The sequence below is a fragment of the [Borrelia] turdi genome, assembly GCF_030439285.2.
GTDB lineage: Bacteria > Spirochaetota > Spirochaetia > Borreliales > Borreliaceae > Borreliella > Borreliella turdi.
The window spans coordinates 407,416-426,709 of sequence record NZ_CP124018.1 but is presented as its reverse complement, the minus strand read 5'-3'; the positions used below and the strand labels follow the sequence as shown (position 1 = coordinate 426,709).

Sequence of the window (19,294 nt, the reverse complement as noted above, 5' to 3'; positions counted from 1 at the left end):
GGGTTTATTTGAAAACATTTAATAAAAATTTAAGCCCCACAATTGTTCCAACTGTAGATCCAAGGTTTACAAAGAGTACTATTAATAGAATTCTTGTAACTTTGTTTTTGAAATATCCTTTTGTTGTTGATAGTTCTTCTTGCAGGTTCTCAAAATCTTTGACCTTTGGTTTATTTATGTAAGCTTCAACAAGTCCTGCTACCATACCTGTTCCTACAAATGGTATTAAGGAGAATATTGGAGAACCTATAATAGCTGTTAAAATTGTTAAAGGGTGAGATTTTAATAAGATGGATGCAATACCTGAAAAAAAAGAGTTAGATATTATCCAAAGCTTTAAATTTTTAAAAGCAAAATCAAATCCTTTAAAGTAAAAAGAGCTTACTATTAGTAAAATTATTGAAATTGCAATCAAATAAGATAGCGCTTTGCTAAATGAAAAATGTTTTTTAGGTATTCTGTCGAGCTCTTCAATATTTATTATTTTTTTATTTTGGCTTATGTCTTTTAGATTTCTCATTATTCCGTTGACGTGGCCTGCGCCTACAATAGCCAGAATAATGCCGTTTCCTTCAAGTATTTTATTTGTAATAAATTCGTCTCTTTCATCAATTAAAACTTTTTTTACTTTTGGGATTTCTTTGGAAAGTTCTTCCATTACTTTTGAAAGAGCGTCTTGTTCTTTAAGTTTTTCAATTTCATCTTTTGTAATTTTTGTATCTGTTAGGGAAAAAAGGCTTGAGATTATTTTTATTTTTTCAAATATTGGAATAGATATCCAGGCTCTTTTTAGAGTTGTTTCAATTTTTCTGTCAGAAAGAATTAGTGGAATATTATGCTCTTTAGCTTTTAAAATAGCTGTTTTCATTTCTTCTCCAGGGTTTATTCCCTGTTCTTTTGCTAATTTTTTTTGAAAATTAGAAAGAATTATATTTATTATGAGAAAGAAAGCTTTTCCTTGTTTTAATGCTTTATCTATATCTAAGTTTCTCCATTTTTCATTTTCATCGGTGTTTAAGATTGAATGATAGCGAGCTTCATCAAGTTCAACGGCAATATAGTTTGGTTTTAAGATTTCTATTAAATTTGCAGTATCTTCTGAGCTTTTTTTTGACACGTGAGCAGTTCCAAGTATATATATTGTCTTATTTTGTATATTAAATTTACTTACATGGGAAAAGCAGTCTTTCGTCTTGGTGTTTTCTTTTTTGTTATCCAAAAAAATATTCCTTGTTTAAAAAATTTAGCTATTAGTTAGTATAGCTTTTAATAATTTTACCATATGGTTTAGTGGAACTATATAGTCTATATTGTTTTCTTTTATCGCTATTTTTGGCATTCCAAAAACCATAGAACTTTCTTTATCTTGCGCAATAGTTAGTCCGCCAGCTTTTTTAATATCGCCAATTTCTCTTGATCCGTCATTTCCCATTCCAGTCATTATTAAGGCAATTGCTTTTTCTTTTGCGATCTCTGCAATAGATTGAAATAATACCCCAATAGATGGTTTGTGGCCATTTATATGTTTACCATCGAAGGTTTGTATTTGATAATTTCCATCTATTTTTTTGATTTTCGTATGATATCCACCCGAGCTTATGTATGCATGCCCTTGCTTTAATATTTCTTTATTGGTGGTTTCTTTTACGCATATTTTGCAAAGATTATTAAGATTTTTTGCAAATTCCTCTGTAAATCCTTTAGGCATATGTTGAACAATTATTATTGGTGGAAAGCTTTCAGGTATTTCTGGCAATATTGATTTCAAGGCCACAGGCCCCCCTGCTGATACTCCAATTGCTATTATGTCAAATTTTCTCAGTTTAAGTTTTTTTATTTCTTTTTCATTTAATATTTTTTCTTTTGTATATTCTTCGACTTGAGTTAATGAGAAAATGTCATTTTTGTGATTTAGAAAAAAGTTAGCTCTTTCATAGTTACTTGTTTTTATACCCTTATTGCAGACAATTTTGTTTTTTATAGATATTGATCCGTAGGTCAAAAGAGAATTAATAATTTGTTCTTTTTTATTTTCATGTGATTTTTTATTTTTAGATACTAGTATAAGATCATCAGCGCCCTTTAAAGCTGCAATATTTATTAGGTTTTGATTTGAAGATGTGACGACAATTGGTATTGTTTTGTTTATATTGTTTTTTTTCTCCAAAAAGAGAATATCTTTAATATTGTTTTCTTCTAAATTCATTAATATTACTTCAGGGTTATGTTTTTTAAGTTTATTTGTTGCGAATTTACCATTAGAAGCAGTTGCAATGACTTGAAGTTTAGGAGACGAATTAATAAGGTCTGATATAAGCTTTCTCTTTACAGCAAAGTATTCTATGATGAGTACAGAAATTTTTGTTTCCACTGTTACTTTTTCCCTATTTAACTCTTGTTAAATTATAACTTATATTTATTTTGTAATTTAAATTTTTCTTTTTGGCAGCTAGTATCTTTTTTTTCATATATTATTGCCCATGGTGTTTTTAAAAATTTAAAGGGAAGGTTAAGTCCAAAAAGTGATTCTGAATGTCCTATAAACAAATAACCGTTTTTAGACATGTTATTGTAGAATTTTTTAAGAACTTTAATTTTTGATTTTTCATCAAAGTATATTAATACATTTCTACAAAAAATAACATCAATTTGTGAAAAATTACTTTCAAAGTTTAGGTTATGATAATCAAATCTTATGTGATTTTTGATTTCATTTTTAATTTTATATCCATTTGAGTAAGAATATATATAGTGTCGGTATTCTTTAGGAATATTTTCACATTTATTTGATGAGTAATATCCTTCTTTTGCTATCATTAAAGACTTTAAACTTAAATCAGAAGCAATAATGACAAAATCTATTTCTTTTGGAAGTTTTGATTTGAGTACAAATGCTAATGAATAAGGCTCTTCTCCTGTTGAGCATCCTGCAGACCAGACAACGATTCTATTTTTTTTTTCTATGGTTTTAATATTAATTAAATTAGGAATTACAAATTTTTCAAAAGTTTGAAAATGGAGTGAATTTCTAAAAAATCTTGTTAAATTAGTTGTTACTAAATCTAAAAAATATTCTTTTTTAAATTTTTCACTAATTATTAAATCGTAAAGTTGTGATGGACTTTCAAGAGCAAGTTCTCGTACTGCGTCATTAATTCTGCTTTGAAGAACAAATTTATTTTTTTCGTCAAAACGCATTCCGCTGTTGTTGTATATAAAGTTACAAAATTTTAAAAATAGTTTATTTTCAATTTCCAGCATTCTTGGGAACCCGCTTAATTATTCTCTTTATAATAAGTATTGCCTATTTATAATAAATCTCTAGGTAAGAATATTTTTTTTAAAAAAAATTGTAAAATTAATATAAATAATTTTATTATAAGACTTAGATTTATAAAAAGGTTTTTGTGTATTTTAATTTATTTCCACTAGTAAATAAGAAATTGATAGGTGCTGGAAAAAATTTTACAAATGCCAATTAATATAAAGATTGAATGATGTTTAATGGGCTTAAAAGAACAATCTTTAGAGAAGATGTTAAGTATGAAATTTTTAGAAAATTTTTTCATATTTCCAGTTTAATATTTTTATTTTTTTATGGAATGAATTTTTGGATAGGATTTGTTTTTAATATATTTTTTATGATTTTATATTTAAGTTCTGAAGTTTTTAGAATTACAAAAAAAAAACTATTTTTCTTTAAAAATATTTCAGACATAATATTAAAATCAAGGAAAATATTGCCCAATAAAATATCTTTTTCTCCTGTTTTTTTGTTTTTAAGTATATTGATATCATATTGTTTTATTATGGAGCCCTTTAATTATATTGGAATATTCTCAGTATGTCTTGGTGATGGATTTGCAAGTCTTGCTGGAAAGTTAATCCCTTCTTTTAGGCTTGTAAACGATAAAACGATTTCTGGCAGCCTTGTAGTATTTTGTGCTACTTTTTTTTCATATTATTATTTTTTTCCTTATTTAACAACAGCTTTAATTCTTGGAATTTTAGCAGTATTTGTAGAACTTTTTGATGCCGCTAATTATGATAATTTATTTTTACCACTTGCTGTTTCAACTTCTTCTTATTTTTTGACTTTCTTTTTTTATAGCCAGTAAAAGAAAATTTTTCCTGATTTTTTTAAGTAGATTGGTATCCCAATTGAAATTGGGATAAAAGCGTAAGGTATTTTTAGCAAATTTAAGTAAATTCCACTTAATATTAAAAGCATTGAAACAAAAAGTAAAAAATAGTCAAAGTTTTTTTTTCTTAAAAAGGCTACCATGAAGTTTATTAAAATAAGCAACAAAAATGCATCTATGTAAAATTTTATACTTTCGATTTTAAAAATGCCGTAGTTTTGACTATTTTCGTACGAATTAATAGGCATTGTGTAGCTATATATGCATGCAAAGGTCATAATAATATAAATTGTATAATGTATTGATTTTATTTTGAAATCGCATATATATAGACTTAGAAAAAATAAATTTAATAATGAAAAAGTATTTACAAAAAGGATAAATTTTGTAAATAAGTAATAACTTGAATTTAAGTTATTACTTAAAAAAAAATCTTCAGAGATCAAAATAGGCTCTAATGTATATGAACTAATAAAACAATAGAAAAGTATAAATTGTATATTATTAGTTCTTTTGTAGTTAATATATGACCATAGTGAGCCTATTATTCCAGCAATAAAGATGGCGAATTTATTAATCAATATTATAAAATTATTATTGTAAATTTCTAGAAAATAATTTTGATAATTTTCATTATATTTTATTTTATAATAGAAAATCAGGATAACTAGTGTTGCTAAAAGAAAAATTATAAAGAGAAAAAGATTAATAGAAGCGTTTAATTTTGTAAATATTTTTTTCATTTAAACCCCCAAGAGTGCGTGTTTTGTATTTTTTTGATCTTTTTTTTAATTTTTGAATCAAGTTTTTCAAAAAAATCTATTTTTGTTTTTTTCTCAATTGAATCTACGTTAACAACGTAATTTTTCAAATTCAAGTCTTTTGCTTTTTCATTTGGGATAATAAAAGAGATTATGTCATAAAAATTGTTATTATTAATTGCTAATACTATTTTATAAAAATTTTTAGGTATCAAAATTTTGTTTTTACCGATAAATCCTTTATTTTCCATTAAAATTCCGGCACTAATGATATATATATATCCTTTTGAGATTGCCCATTCTCTTACTAGTTTTTCAAGTTTTAGCCAAATTCCAGAATTAAATTCGCTTTTTTGAGGTGATATATTTGATAAAAAATATGTATCTTTCATTGCATTTTCAGAAAAAGACATGTCCGCAGAACTTACTATATGCCCTCTGTCATAACCGCTTTTAAAGTAATCTTCAAGTTTTGGAAAGGTACCTTTAATGTTGATATCTTCAAAAAATTTAAGACTTCTTTTTATTTTTTTTGATTTTAACAAAGTCAATGCTAGCTCTACCATTTCTCTTTTAAGCGGATAAGCAGCCCATTCGGATTGTCTTGCGCTTTCAGCATATCCCAAGGTATAGTGTTTTTTGTTTATTATTTGGGTAGTAAGATATCCTTTTGGAATTAATTGGGATTCTTTTATTGGAATAACTTTTGTAATGTCAATATATTTATTTTCTATTATCTCTAAATAGTCATAAATTTTGTGTTTGATTTGTTTTAGGAGTTTTGGATTTAAGAAAAAAAATAAAAATCCTGTTAGACATAAAATATAACAATATAGAAAAAATTTTGATCTTTTTTTCATGTTTTTATCTCTTTTTTGTCCTTAAAATTATATCTAATGGTGAAATTAAAAGAAATGTTAAATGTATCTAAAAATAAAAAATCAATTTTAAAGTCTAATTCCATTAAAGGGATTGCATTTTTTGTAGAAATTTCAATAAACATATAAGGCTCTATTACATAAGGCAATTTTTCATAAAATTGGATGTCTCCTATAAAGTTTGTAGACAAGTAAAAACGACTGCCTATGCCAATAGTAGAAGAAAAATATTTTGTTTTTTTAATTAAGTTTGCAATGTGCCAGTTTATTCCTCCCCCAATATAAGATTTAAAGTATTGCATTTTTTGAAGAATATTAAGATTTTCTTTTGTTAATATCATAGCAACTATTAAAAAATCAAAAGTATTATTAGAGAATATGTAGTAAGGTCTAAAAATAAGATGTTTAATATTTGAGTTTAGGAAAAATCCAATTCCAATTCCAATCCCTGTTGAATATGTAAACCCTCTTTCTGGGCTAAAAAAATTAGAGCTTTGTTCGGAGTGGTTATTTTTTTCATTAGTATTACTTTCTTCATTGGCTATCACATTTAAAGTGGAAATGATGAGTAGTGTTAAGGAAATACAGATGTTTGGATTTTTTTTCATAAACAGATTGTTTTAAATGATATAAAAATCGCGCTGTCTTTTCAATATTACAATATGTATGTGGTGAAAATTTTACTGTTTGGTATAAAAAAATTTTTATATTAGGTGTCTGTAATATGCTATTTTATTGTATATTATACAATATGTTTAATTGCTAGGAGACGACATTTATGTTTTTTAATTTTTTAAAAAAAGATCTTGTATTTATTTTGCCAGAAATAAATACAAAAGAAGATGTAATTGATTTTTTAGTTGAAAAAATCAATGATAAAGGATATGTAGATAGTAAAAAAGAGTTTCTTAAAGGAATTCTTGATAGAGAGAAAATAGGCGATACTTCTTGGGAAAATGGGGTTGCAATTCCTCATTTTATAGGAGATGTTGTTAAGACCAGTTTTATTTCATTGCTTTACATTAAAGGTCCTGGAGTTAAGTGGTCTGAAGATAACCCCCCTGTTAATTTGATATTTTTGATTTGTATGTCAAAAAAACAACAAGGTAATGAACATCTTAAGGCGATTGCGTTTATAGCTAAACTTTTTGAAGATAATGCTTTTCAAAAGGCTTTAAGTGGGATCGTTACTGCTGATGACATTTATTATTATATGGAGAATATTCAGAGAAAAGTCAAAGAAGAGGTTTCTAGAGCTACAAAAACAGAGAATATAGTGGCTGTAACTGCTTGTCCTGTTGGAGTTGCTCATACATATATTGCAGCAAAGAAAATTGAAAATGAAGCTAAAAAGCAGGGTTACAACATTAAAGTTGAAACCCAAGGATCTATTGGTATTGAAAATGCCTTAACAGAAAAAGAAATTAGGAATGCGGCTATTGTAATACTTGCTGTTGATAAGGATGTTGATGAAAAGAGATTTGAAGGTAAGAGAGTTTATAAAGTTTCAACTGTAAAAGCGATAAACAATACGGAGAATATTATTAAGGAGGCGTTTAATGCTCCGGTATTTTTTTGTAAAGACTCTAGTGTTAATAGCAGTTCTAAAGGTTCGATTGCAACAGGCAAAGGTAGTTTTTATAAATATTTAATGAGTGGAGTATCTCCAATGATTCCTGTTGTTGCGACAGGGGGGATTTTAATTGCCCTTAGTATTGCCTTTGTTGGGATTGGACCCGATGGGCCAAATTTTTCTGAGTATCCATTTTATAAGCAAATCTCAGATATTGGTTCTGTGGCCTTTGGAATGATGTTGCCCGTGCTTGCTGGTTTTATTTCAATGGCAATTGCCGATAAGCCTGGTCTTGCGCCCGGTCTTGTTGGTGGAGTAATGTCTGGAAATGTAAAAGCAGGTTTCTTAGGTGCAATATTTGCAGGATTTCTTGCAGGCTATGTTGCAAGGGTTTTAGCAAAAAGGTCTGTTCCTGAATGGTTGAGGCCTGTTATGCCTATATTTGTGATTCCATTAATAAGCACTATTGTTGTAGGCTTTTTTATGTTGTATGTCGGTGTTTATATTGGAGAATTTATGGGGGTGCTTGAGGGTGGGCTTAAATCTTTGCAGAATAATTCAGAAACTTTTGGCGTGTTGGGTAAAATTTTTTTAGGTTTAGTATTAGGTTCAATGATTACTGTTGATATGGGTGGGCCTTTTAATAAGGTGGCATTTCTTTTTGGTGTGGGTCTAATCCCTCAAGTGCCAGAAATAATGGGGATGGTAGCAGTAGCAATTCCTGTCCCTCCTATGGCCATGGGGCTTGCAACTTTTTTAGCGCCTAAATTATTTGAAAATGAAGAAAAAGAATCTGGCAAAATAGCCTTTTTAATTTCATTTATTGGTATTAGCGAAGGCGCTATCCCTTTTGCTGCTAGTGATCCTGGAAGGGTAATTCCTTCGATAGTAGCGGGAGGAGCCGCGTCAAGCATTATTGCTGCTTTTTTAGGCGTTGCTAATCATGCTCCACACGGAGGGCCAATAGTGCTTCCTGTTGTTGATAATAAATTTGAGTTTATTATTGCAATTGCTGTTGGAGTTGCAGTTGCAACAGCTTTGGTAATTTTTTTGAAATCTTTAAAATCAAAGGAATCTGAATGAATGAATGAAGATAATATTTATTTAATGCAAAATAATATTAAAGAATATGATTGGGGAGGGATTAGTTTTATTCCCAATCTTTTGGGCAATAAGATTGATGGAAGGCCTAAGGCTGAAATGTGGCTTGGAGCACACAAGACATTTTCTAGTAAGATTTTACATAATAATGAATATGTGTTTTTAAGTGATTTTTTAGAAGAGCATAAAGAGCTTTTGGGCAGTAGTGACGAATTTCCTTTTTTATTTAAAGTATTATCTGCAAATAAGCCTTTATCTATTCAAATTCATCCTTCTAAAGATATTGCCTTAAAAGGATATGAATTAGAGAATAATAAAGGAATAGATATTGATGATCCTAGAAGAATATATAAAGACAAAAATCCCAAAATTGAACTTATTTATGCTTTGAGCGATTTTTATGCACTTAAAGGCTTTTTGCCTTTGAGTGAGATTAAAAAAATTTGTGAAATTCTGAAATTAAATTTCGACTTTCAATCGCATAAAGACTTTGTAAAGACTATTTTTGATTTGCAAACCCACGAACTTGAGAGGAGTATTAAAAAAATTTTAAAAAATTTGAATCTTATTGATAGTTTTAGAGGTTATTGGTTTAATGAAATTTACAATATTTATGGTGTGGATGTGGGTCTTTTGGTATTTTTGGGCATGAATATTTTAAAACTAAGACCAGGAGAAGTTGTTTATACGAATAGCCAAGAGGTGCATGCATATCTTAAGGGAGACTGTATTGAGCTTATGACCAATTCAGATAATGTTATTAGAGCTGGACTTACTAGTAAGTATATTGATAAAGAAGAGATGTTAAGAGTTGGTCAATTCGAGGAAGGAAAGGTGTCATTTTTAAATCCAGATTTTCAAAATGTTTTTACTGTATTTAGACTTCCAAATACTAATTTGAAACTAATTCAAAAAAAAATAAATGAGAGCATTTGTATAAATAGAAATAGTGCAATGGTCTTGCTAGTTTTAGATGGGCGCGTGAGCATAAATAAATCTTTAGATCTTAACAAGGGTGAGAGCATTTTTATAGGCAGAAAATCTGGAAACTTATTTATTAATGGGAATGGTCAAGCTTTTATTGTTGGTTTTGATTAAAATTAAGCTTACTTATGTGAGCTTAATTTTAATACCAATTTAATTATTTGGTTAATTAAATGCAAATTTTATGAATCCAAATCCAAAAAAATTGAATTTAATTCCTTCAAATAAAATTTTTGGCTTTGTTAGTAAGATTGTTGGTCCTAGTGCGGGGTAAATTTTGAATCCTATGTATAAATTTTTTGCAAAGTTATATTCCATTACAAAAGGAATTCTTATAACAGTGCCTATTCTTTCATAATCAGTTTCTTTTTCTTCATTGGGAGGTATAAGAGATGTTTTTGACCAATCAGCGCCTATTCCAATGCCGCCTCCGATTCTCATGTATTGTCCAATTTGTTTTTTAAAAACAATATCTATTGCTCCATTTAGATAATTTTCAAAATTGTTTGATTTAAGGCCAATAAAACCCCCATATCCAAAATCAATGTTTACATAAGGAATTGTAACTATAATGTTTGCAATAGGATTACCTATTCCAATGCCCATTGAGAATAGATCGTAACTTTTTTTTTCTTTTACACCTTTAAGCTTTGCAATACAGGTGGTTGAATCTTCTTCTTTGCTGCATCTGACCATATAATTGTCAGATGCAAAAGAAAGTTGTAATACACCTAATACTAATGTTAAGATATATATTTTTTTAAAATTTTTTATCATTTATTCTCCATTATATATATATTTTTATAAAGCCCGTGCCCAAGAAATTGAATCTAGCTCCTTCAAATGACAGTGGGTTGCCAAATAGCATAGTTGTTCCAATAGTAGCAACAGCTTTAAATCCAATCACAATATTTTTAAGAAAACTGTATTCTATTACCAAGGGTAGTCTTATTACAACTCCTATTCTATTTTGAAGAGAAGCCGCTTGTTGAGTTTCATTTTCTTCTTCTTCTTCAATATTTGATTTCTCAGGACTTCCTTTTGACCAATCTGCGCCTATTCCAATACCTCCGGAAATCATAGTGTTTTTATGTATTTCATCTTTAAATAAAAGATCTATTCCCACCACAACATAGGGCATGAAATTGTTGGGTTTAAGCCCTATGAATCCTCCGTAGCCAAGGTCTATGTCTACATATGGAACAGATATTGTAATGTTTGTAAGCGGATGTCCAACCCCAAAGCCTATGCCAAATAAATGACGCACAGACTCTTCTTTTGTAAGAAGTTTCTCAAAATCAAAGTCATCTTCGATCATAGATTTGCTTTTTGATTGAGCAGTTAATAAACCTGTTGTTAATATAAATATTATTATTGCTAATAGCATTCTCATTGAAATTCTCCTTTTTTATATCCAATAATTTTAGATATTATCTTTACAATATTTTTAATAAAGCATAAAAAATTAAAAATATTAATATTTATTTGTTTATTTTGATAGCAAAACTTTATTGTTAAACTTTTTATTGTTTTGTTTGTCAAAGTTTTGCTTGTCAAAAAATTTTTAATTACAAATACAGATATTATTATACTACTTGATTGTATGTTGATGTTAATCTTGTTTGTTTGCATAAGGGTTTGGTCTTTAAAAAAAATATAAATTGATAAATTGGTAATAAATAGCTTTTATTGTAATGCTTTATTTTAAAACGCTTGCAATAAAACTTCATTTGCTTGAAAGTTTTTAAAGTTAATTTTAGGCTATCATTCTTTTTGTTCAAAAATTTATCCCAAAAATTTGAATATTAAGTTTTTAATCTATAAACAAATAATATATCAAAGTTTTGAATTTGAAATGCTGTTTGATATTATTTTAATTAAGACTAAATCAGTTATACTAAGTTTGGTATATGATTTGTTGTTATTAAACTTATATAAAGCTTATGATTAAACTGTATATCGTTTTTTTTTATTTTTTTTCTTTTTTATTGGGATTTTCAGAAAATATTTTTTTTAAAAATTTAGGATTCTCTAGTAATGATCAGTATTTTATGTTTGGTGAATACGGATTTGAAAATGGATATTATTATTCTGCTGTGTACTTTGTTGATGTTATTAAAAATAATTTTGCAAATTCCGGAGCGCATTCTAGGATTTTTAAGGAGCATATTGAGTATTCAGACAGCTATGATAAAAGTCTTTATGAACTTTTAAAGATGATTAATTTTAAAGTTAAAGAATTTAAAATTAATCATTTAAGAAGAGGACGAGAAATTTATTTTTATATTAAAAGTGAAATTCCAGAAACAGATTTTTTAAATTTTGTTGATTTTAAAACAGGAAACGAATATCAAGTTTTTGTAAATAAGGATATTAATTCTCAAGAACTTTCTTCTTCTTTTAATATTTTTTTATCTGTTAGATATTGTAATTCAACTCTAGAAAAACATTTGACTGTTGGAAGAGGGAATTTTTATAGAAAGAATGTTATTGATTATAAAATAAGGGAGATTTTTTTATTTCCAGATGAAGATGGAATTGTTTTTGTTTTAGAAAAAATCATGTTAAATTCTTATGGGAATAAGTATAAACGGTTTATGGTTGAAGTTAAAAAATATTGAATATAATTATTTAGTCTTTTAAAGAAGTGTAATGCTTTAAAAAGGATAATGTATGAATGATTTTATAGCATCAAAAGAAGATGATTATTCTAAGTGGTATTTAGATATAGTTCAAAAAGCAAAACTTGCTGATTATAGTCCTGTAAAAGGGTGTATGGTTATTATGCCTTATGGATATTCTATTTGGAGCAAAATTCAGAGTATACTTGATGAAAAATTTAAAGAGACAGGGCATGAGAATGCCTATTTTCCAATGCTTATTCCTTATGGGTTTTTAGAAAAAGAAAAGGATCATATTGATGGATTTTCGCCTGAGTTTGCTATTATTAAGGATGCTGGCGGAGAGATCTTGGCGGAGCCTTTGGTTTTAAGGCCCACTTCTGAAACAATTATTTGGAATATGTATAGCAAGTGGATTAAGTCTTACAGAGATCTTCCTCTTAAAATTAATCAATGGGCAAATGTTATTCGCTGGGAAAAGAGAACAAGGCCTTTTTTGCGCACTACTGAATTTCTATGGCAAGAAGGACATACCGCGCATGCTACTGAAGAGGAGGCAATCGAAGAAACTTTGCTTATTTTAAATTTATATAAAAGATTTATGGAAGATTATTTAGCCATTCCAGTTTTTTGTGGTAAAAAATCTGAAAAGGAAAAATTTGCAGGGGCTGTTTCTACTTATTCTATTGAGGCATTAATGCAAGATAAAAAAGCGCTTCAAGCCGCCACATCTCATTATTTAGGTTTAAATTTTGCAAAAGCATTTGATGTAAAATTTCAAGACAAAGATGGCAAGATGAGACATGTATTTGCTAGTAGTTGGGGTGTTTCTACTAGATTGATTGGTGCTTTAATTATGGTTCATTCTGATGAGAAAGGCTTGATTTTGCCGCCTCGCATTGCTCCTATAGAAATCATTGTTATTCCTATTTTTAAAAAAGAAGATGAGATTAATAAAAAAATTTTGGATTATTCTGATTGTATTGTGTGTACTTTAAAAAAAGCAGAATTTAGAGTTGAAATTGATAAGGATATTAAAAGTTCTCCAGGATTTAGATTTTCTGCTGCTGAGTTTAAAGGCATTCCAATACGTCTTGAAGTAGGAATAAATGATATCCTTTTAAATTCTGTTACTCTTGTAAGAAGAGATAAAGACAGAAAATTTAAGTATCAAATATTGCTTAATTCTCTTGTTAGTAAGGTTAAGGTAGAACTTGATTCTATGCAAAATGATTTATTTAAAAAAGCATTGAATTTTAGGAACCTAAACACTAAAGAGATTTTTAGAAATGGTAAGGATAGTTATAAGCTATTCAAAGCTTATCTGAATGATTATTCTGGATTTGTGCTTTCTTGTTGGTGTGGTTGTTTGAATTGTGAAAATATCATTAAAAATGAAACTAAAGCTACAATAAGATGTATTCCTGATGATTTTAAGGCTAAAGATTTAACAGGCATGACTTGTATTTATTGTTCTTCTAGGGCTAAATACTTTGTTTTATTTGCCAAATCTTATTAATTTGTTTGACTTTAATTGATTTTTTATTAATCTTTTAATTCTTTAAAGTTTATTATGTGAATGATTGCAATGTTAAAGGCAAAGTCGATTAGCAAGGCTAAAGAGATTAATACTGGAAGCATTGGCGTTATGTTAGAAACATTTAGCTCTATTCCTTTTGTATAAGTAGAGCAAAGCATTGTAATTATATAAATTAAGCTGCTTGGTATATGAGGAAATGCAAGAACAAAAAAAAATGATAAAGTGCTCATGTAGCTTATTTCGTAGATAGAAATAGGTAGGCTAGAATATGATTTTAAAATTATAAAAAATGATATTACTGAAACAAAAATAGTTCCAAATTTAGAAACAAAATTTATTAGGGGTATGTTTATAATTATAGATTTTTTTATATTTATTCTTTCATTTTTAATATCTTCTATTAATATCACATAAGGAGAGTAAGAATCTTTTGATAGTCCTGAAAATATTATGTTTTGAAATGATACAAAAATCCCTTTATATATCATTTTAAAATTTTTTGTTAATCTATAACTAATTATTGGCAATATTACGAATAAAATGATAATCGTCCATGTCAAAAAGAATGTTATACTATTTATATAATTTTGGTAGTCTTTAAAGCTTTTCAAGCTTGTAATATAATCTGCTGCTATAAAAATGATTCCTATATTTAATATATTTGCAATAAATCCATTGGCATGGTAAAAAAGATTGGATGCGCTTAGCATAAGTTCTCTAGCTATTCTACCTTTTTGTTTTGCATAATAAAAACTGGTGCCTATTATTATTGAAATCATATAGATGCTCAGTAGATTTGGATTGCTAGATGTAAATATTTTGAAAATATTTTTTGGGAAAAATGTTTCTAATAAAGCTTCTTTTTCAAAAAAATGTGTATTTTGTATTGTTTTTTCTAGTATTGGAATTCTTTGTGGAAGATATATTATTGCAGCTATTATTGATATAGCAACTCCAGATAGGTTGGTTAAAATTCCATAATAAATTGTTTTACTAAAGAGTTTCTTAAAGTTTTTATTTTCAATAATATTTTCAATTCCTAATGGGATTGAAAATATTAAAAAAGGAATAAGAGATAAGTATGATAATCTTATAAAAGCATGAGATAAAGAGCTGTAAATTCCAAGGGGGAAAAATAATCCCAAAAAGATTCCAATAGATAGAGTGAAAAAAAAATTGATTTTTATATTCATACGATTTTTCCTTTCAGAGATTTAAGATACATTGTGTATAATAAATAGTACTAAATTTTTTTGTAAATATAAACTTTAGAGTTACAATTGTACTTGTGTTGCTTGTGGGTGTTTTGGGGGTTTTTTGTATAAATATCCTGATTCTGTAGATACAGATTTAGATTCAAGATTACCAAATATTTTAACTTTAGAAGAGCATGATAAGCAATTTTTTACTAAAGATTTTTATAAGAATCTTATTTCAAGTAGTAAAGAGATTGGTCTCAAACTTCATAAAGTTTTAGTAGATTATTTAAATCCGAAGTCAGAAGAGGTTGATAGGGTTTTAAAATATAATCAAGTGATTAACATGTATTGGTCTTTTCTCAGATCAATTGCAAAAAATATTTCAAAATTGACCATAGAGCAGAAAATTTTATTTAGATTTGCTGCTCTTATTCCAAATGCACTTGGATCTGAAATTCAGTTATTAATTTCAAAAACTATTTGGGACAATCGCTATAATGAGTCTTTTATTTATTTTGATGAATGGCTTTATGGGGTTAATAGTTTTAAGCTTAGTAGATTAGCAACTGATTTGCCGATGGATAATTTTAAAGAAGAAGATATGGAAAAAATTTTACTTAACAAAAAAGAAAAGCTTTTGGCAAATATTGATTTTGCAAAGAGTAGTCTCAAGAGAGCTGATAAGATCAGAGAAGAAGCTCTTTGTAAGTTAAAAAGTATGTTTGAATTTTTATTTTCAAATAATAGCCAAAACGATTTAACTTATATGTCTGAATACGGAGTACGAAATCCTTATGCTAATTCGATTTTAAAGCCTTTAAATTTTGCTGGTGATTATGTTGATGATCTTATTAAATCAAATCGAGATATCAATGTTTTTATCAATAAAATTGAAAATGCTAACAGGGAGCTTTTTGAAATTCAAAATAAAATGAATAATATTGGAATGTCTGATGAATCAACTATTGCATATGATGAAGTTGAAGTTATAAGAAGTGCTAATAAGCTTGCAATAGGGCCAAGGGGTAATCATTTCCCCATTCTTTTGAAAAATAATGTAGTTCCTAATCCTCAATTTTTCGGCAGCAGGGAAAGAATTATGCAGCTTGTTTGGGAAATTGAAGATATTCAGCCCAGGCTTTTTCAAAAAGCGTATAGAGGAGATTTGCTCAGAGTGGTTCCTTATTTTATATTAATACCTTCTTATGGTGATAAAGGAATTTGTTGGGAATCAATTGATGTTAAAAATAGAGCAAATGGAAGGGGTAAAATATTAATCCCCATGTATGCTAAGAACTTAAAAAAAGCGGTTATTTTAGGTATTGGTGATTTTGTTTGGGAACTTGCAAAAGAACAAGCTTCTTATAGATGGATGGAAACAGGAATTACAGGTCAATATTATGATTATTATGTTAAATTTATTAAAAAAGGAAATATTAAAAATTTTTTTCTAGAAGATTATTTTATTTGGATAGAAAAGGAAAGTAAAGGAATTCAAAAACTTGAGAAATTGGTGCGCGGCATAATGTGGAGAAATTTACCCTTTTCTAAAAATTTAAAAGAGTCACTTGCTAAAAAATCCTTTATATACAAAGATCTTATTGATAAAGATAAAAATATTCAAGTATCTGATGGGTATTAAATTTATTTTCTATTTTACCAGAATTCTAATTATTTCTTTGTTTTTCAGCGATTTAATTTCTTTTTTGTAATTGTCGTCAATGTAAATTTTTTTCTTTTCTAGAGATTTAATTAATTTAATGTTTTCTGTTTCTATTGCGGCTTGCATCGGTGTTTTTCTATTTTCAAGTGTAGAGCTTAAATCGGCTCCGTTTTCTTTTAAAAATTCAAATGCTTTTTCGTTATTAGTATATATTGCCCAAAATATTGGGGAATGACCGGTATTATCTATTTGATTAAGGCTTATCCCATAATCCACCAATATTTTTATAATTTCAAATTCATTATTTATTATCGAAATTGAAATTGGAGATATTTTATGTTTAAGGTTTATTTCTGCCCCAAGATTTAGTGCGATTAAAACCCCCTTTTTATTGCTGAAAAAAACAGATATTATAAAAAGATCATTTTTGATTTTTTCTAGATTTTGTAAGGTTTTTTTGTCGTTTATATTTATTGAATTTACAAATTTATTTAAAGTGTCTTTATTTTTTTGATATTCTTTGCTATTGAAAACATACAAATTTTTTTGCAATTCTTTTATTATTGAAATATTTGTATTGGCAGTTGTTGAATTTAAATTCATTATTATTTGGAATAACAGTAAAGGTATAATGAATTCTTTTTTCATGTTTTGTAAGTTTTACATTCCTTTAATAAAGTATTTAACTTTAGATGATTGCTTTTTTAATAAAAGTATTAGATTAATATTTATTATAGGTTATTATAAGATTGTTTTTCAATGTTTTTTGTATTGGCTGGTATTAATAAAAATGTGGGTATATTAAGTTAATATTTATAAAAATTTTGACAATTTTAAAATTGAGTTGGTATTTTATTATGTGTAGTTTATATTGTAAAATACTCTTATGAGCCTGTTTATTAAAGTTGCTAAATTCATTTTGATTTTGTTTTTATTTACTTCTTGCAAACAAAAACAAAGTGAAATTCAAAATCTTACCTATCTTTTAAAATCTTCTAATAAGAATAGATTAGATAAATTTCTTATTGTTGATAGGGTTGTTAATATATATATTGCAAATAAAAATTATGAAAATGCTTTAGAAATTGTAAATAGTGGAATTATTGATGATGAATCTAGAGAATATTATCCTTTGTATCTTTATTTAATGGGCAATATTTATAATTCTATGGGAGAAGATTTTGTAGCTTTTAGCATTTACAAGCACATTGTTGATAATTTTGATGATTATATTTATGAAAACTGTTCAGTAAAAACAAGAGTAGCTAAAAAGATTGTCAATTTAAATATTGATTCAATCGATAAGATCAATTATTACAAATTTATATTAAATACAGGGATTGATAATTTAAATAATGCGGAAAAGGGTAATTATTTTTATAATCTTGCATTAAGTTTGGAAGATGTTCAAGATTATGATGAATCTTATTTTTACTATAAAAAATTTCTTTCAATTCCAAGGTCAAATTTAAAAATAGATTCTAGAGACTATTTTAATGTTGTTACAAAAATTAATTACTTTAATAATCCAGAGTTTGTTGTTTATAGAAATTTAGGAGATTTAATCCAGGATGTTAAAAATTTTGTTCTCTCTGGAGAAACTTCTAAATTGCTTAATATAAGAGATAAAAATAATTTTTTTATTCAAAGTTGGGATCAAAAGGGCGGAAAAAGTAATTCTATTAATACTAACAGCTTTTTAACCACGATGATTAGGCTTGGAGGGAGAAGAAAAAACGGAATACAATTTGCAAAGCAGCTTGAAGCGGATTCTAGCGATGATATATCTTACCTTGAATCAAGCGGATGGGATCATATTAGGGAATGGTATTTTGTTTTTAAAAGAATTGTTTATCCTAAAGATCCAGAAATCAATAATGGTTGGACTTGGATAGGTGTTTATTTAGGCAAAAAATAATAGGAAGGAGATAATGCATTTTTTTAAGTTTCTTTTTAGTTATTTATTTCTACTTTATTCGAATGTTTCTATAATAAAAAATGAAGTTACCGAGACAAGTGTATATAGAATAATTGATTGGGATAAGAAGGTTATTTGTTTTGACATCGTTAAGGAAATTAATGAAAATGAATTTAGGCCAGTAGGTTTAAATACGGCTTCTAAATTAATAGCAACTATTAATGACTTTAAAGATACTTTAATAAGAGAGTCTCTTTTTAAGATAATTATGGATTCTGAAAATACTTTTAAAAATTATTTTGATCTGAATCCGAGCTTAATACTTAATTTTTCAGGTCCCAATAGTATTTTGAAAAGATCTTATATAAAATATTCAGAAGATTTAAGAAGCTTAACTGTTAGGTATGAGCTTAGTCTTTTTCCCGATTTTATAAATTTATTTTTTTCGCATGAAAAGCCTTATAAAGCTTTTTATCCATTGATAAATGCTGATATTGATAAGACCGATTATACAGGAATTGTGATTTATGTAGGTGAAGTCTACAATAATACTTTTGGTTCTAAAAAATTGGAAGACTCTTTTTTTATCAAAATTTATGATGAAAACATTAGGCCATATTTTGATAAGAGAATGGTTTCTTCGGAAGCTTTGAGAAAATGGGGAATGCTTGAGTATAGTAATGATGTTCTTTATAATAATAAAAATAGGGTTGGGCATCGTCCTTTAAAATTAGTTGCCAAAGGCATTTATGGTAAAAATAATACAGATATTATACTTGATGAGCATTCTATTAATAAATTGTTTTCAAATAGTAATAACATTAAACTTTTGCAAGACGGAAAACTTGTTGTAATAAAGTAAGAAAATTAATATCCGTACTTGTTTTTTTTCAAACAATCAACTAAGATAATAA

At 27.3% G+C, this 19,294-nt stretch carries 18 protein-coding genes and 1 pseudogene; 8 read left to right on the top strand and 11 right to left on the bottom strand.

All coding sequences use genetic code 11. The features are described 5' to 3' along the window. Positions 1-4: 4 nt before the first annotated feature. The 3 genes from QIA31_RS02580 to QIA31_RS02570 are packed head-to-tail and all read right to left on the bottom strand — an operon-like array spanning position 5 to position 3,261. Positions 5-1,219: a TraB family protein gene (locus QIA31_RS02580; protein WP_301394139.1), complete on the bottom strand. Its 1,215-nt coding sequence runs from the start codon at positions 1,217-1,219 to the stop codon at positions 5-7. A gap of 24 nt (positions 1,220-1,243) precedes the next feature. Then, on the bottom strand, positions 1,244-2,371 hold the full coding sequence (locus tag QIA31_RS02575) for a chemotaxis protein CheB (protein WP_301394138.1): 1,128 nt from the start codon (positions 2,369-2,371) through the stop codon (positions 1,244-1,246). 32 nt (positions 2,372-2,403) lie between these two features. Continuing rightward, positions 2,404-3,261: a protein-glutamate O-methyltransferase gene (locus QIA31_RS02570; RefSeq protein WP_301394137.1), complete on the bottom strand. Its 858-nt coding sequence runs from the start codon at positions 3,259-3,261 to the stop codon at positions 2,404-2,406. A gap of 236 nt (positions 3,262-3,497) precedes the next feature. Here QIA31_RS02570 and QIA31_RS02565 point away from each other — a divergent pair, with 236 nt between their 5' ends. After that, a complete protein-coding gene (locus QIA31_RS02565; RefSeq protein WP_301394136.1) occupies positions 3,498-4,118 on the top strand; it encodes a diacylglycerol/polyprenol kinase family protein in 621 nt (206 codons plus the stop codon). Here the strand turns inward: QIA31_RS02565 and QIA31_RS02560 are convergent. The 3 genes from QIA31_RS02560 to QIA31_RS02550 are packed head-to-tail and all read right to left on the bottom strand — an operon-like array spanning position 4,106 to position 6,389. Next, a complete protein-coding gene (locus QIA31_RS02560; RefSeq protein ID WP_301394135.1) occupies positions 4,106-4,885 on the bottom strand; it encodes a hypothetical protein in 780 nt (259 codons plus the stop codon). The two genes, QIA31_RS02565 and QIA31_RS02560, sit on opposite strands and share 13 nt — an antisense overlap. Beyond that, entirely contained in the window at positions 4,882-5,763 is an 882-nt protein-coding gene (locus QIA31_RS02555; RefSeq protein WP_301394134.1) for a DNA/RNA non-specific endonuclease, read from the bottom strand. The genes QIA31_RS02560 and QIA31_RS02555 overlap by 4 nt, the downstream gene beginning before the upstream one ends. Then, positions 5,760-6,389, bottom strand: coding sequence for a hypothetical protein (locus QIA31_RS02550; RefSeq protein ID WP_301394133.1), 630 nt, complete (start codon positions 6,387-6,389; stop codon positions 5,760-5,762). Before QIA31_RS02550 ends, QIA31_RS02555 begins: the two co-directional genes overlap by 4 nt. A 170-nt stretch (positions 6,390-6,559) precedes the next feature. Between QIA31_RS02550 and QIA31_RS02545 the strand changes: the two genes are divergently transcribed. Continuing rightward, positions 6,560-8,437 carry a fructose-specific PTS transporter subunit EIIC gene (locus QIA31_RS02545; RefSeq protein ID WP_301394132.1) on the top strand — a complete coding sequence of 626 codons (1,878 nt, stop codon included), beginning with the start codon at positions 6,560-6,562 and terminating at the stop codon, positions 8,435-8,437. Further along, positions 8,438-9,553 carry a mannose-6-phosphate isomerase, class I gene (gene manA / locus QIA31_RS02540; protein ID WP_301394131.1) on the top strand — a complete coding sequence of 372 codons (1,116 nt, stop codon included), beginning with the start codon at positions 8,438-8,440 and terminating at the stop codon, positions 9,551-9,553. Between the two features lie 51 nt (positions 9,554-9,604). Here manA and QIA31_RS02535 read toward each other — a convergent pair whose 3' ends face one another. From QIA31_RS02535 to QIA31_RS02525, 3 genes and pseudogenes are all read right to left on the bottom strand, one after another. After that, positions 9,605-10,216, bottom strand: coding sequence for a DUF3996 domain-containing protein (locus tag QIA31_RS02535; RefSeq protein ID WP_301394130.1), 612 nt, complete (start codon positions 10,214-10,216; stop codon positions 9,605-9,607). A 10-nt stretch (positions 10,217-10,226) separates the two neighbouring features. Beyond that, positions 10,227-10,832, bottom strand: coding sequence for a DUF3996 domain-containing protein (locus QIA31_RS02530; RefSeq protein ID WP_301394129.1), 606 nt, complete (start codon positions 10,830-10,832; stop codon positions 10,227-10,229). Then, positions 10,829-11,169, bottom strand: a pseudogene (locus QIA31_RS02525) (hypothetical protein). The gene QIA31_RS02530 and the pseudogene QIA31_RS02525 overlap by 4 nt, the downstream one beginning before the upstream one ends. Positions 11,170-11,382: 213 nt before the next feature. On the opposite strand from QIA31_RS02525, the gene QIA31_RS02520 reads away from it, so the two are divergent. Both QIA31_RS02520 and proS read left to right on the top strand, forming a co-directional pair. Next, complete coding sequence (locus QIA31_RS02520) at positions 11,383-12,060, top strand: DUF2259 domain-containing protein (protein ID WP_301394127.1); 678 nt, start codon at positions 11,383-11,385, stop codon at positions 12,058-12,060. 52 nt (positions 12,061-12,112) lie between these two features. Then, positions 12,113-13,579 carry a proline--tRNA ligase gene (gene proS / locus QIA31_RS02515; RefSeq protein ID WP_301394126.1) on the top strand — a complete coding sequence of 489 codons (1,467 nt, stop codon included), beginning with the start codon at positions 12,113-12,115 and terminating at the stop codon, positions 13,577-13,579. Positions 13,580-13,605: 26 nt separating this feature from the next. Here the strand turns inward: proS and QIA31_RS02510 are convergent, their stop codons facing one another. Further along, entirely contained in the window at positions 13,606-14,793 is a 1,188-nt protein-coding gene (locus QIA31_RS02510) for a dicarboxylate/amino acid:cation symporter (RefSeq protein WP_301394125.1), read from the bottom strand. Positions 14,794-14,917: 124 nt separating this feature from the next. On the opposite strand from QIA31_RS02510, the gene QIA31_RS02505 reads away from it, so the two are divergent. Next, a complete protein-coding gene (locus tag QIA31_RS02505) occupies positions 14,918-16,441 on the top strand; it encodes a hypothetical protein (protein ID WP_301394124.1) in 1,524 nt (507 codons plus the stop codon). 9 nt (positions 16,442-16,450) lie between these two features. Here the strand turns inward: QIA31_RS02505 and QIA31_RS02500 are convergent, their stop codons facing one another. Then, complete coding sequence (locus QIA31_RS02500) at positions 16,451-17,110, bottom strand: ankyrin repeat domain-containing protein (protein WP_301394123.1); 660 nt, start codon at positions 17,108-17,110, stop codon at positions 16,451-16,453. A 238-nt stretch (positions 17,111-17,348) separates the two neighbouring features. Between QIA31_RS02500 and QIA31_RS02495 the strand changes: the two genes are divergently transcribed. After that, a complete protein-coding gene (locus QIA31_RS02495) occupies positions 17,349-18,380 on the top strand; it encodes a hypothetical protein (RefSeq protein ID WP_301394122.1) in 1,032 nt (343 codons plus the stop codon). Positions 18,381-18,393: 13 nt separating this feature from the next. Beyond that, a complete protein-coding gene (locus QIA31_RS02490) occupies positions 18,394-19,242 on the top strand; it encodes a hypothetical protein (RefSeq protein ID WP_301394121.1) in 849 nt (282 codons plus the stop codon). Positions 19,243-19,294 lie beyond the last annotated feature (52 nt).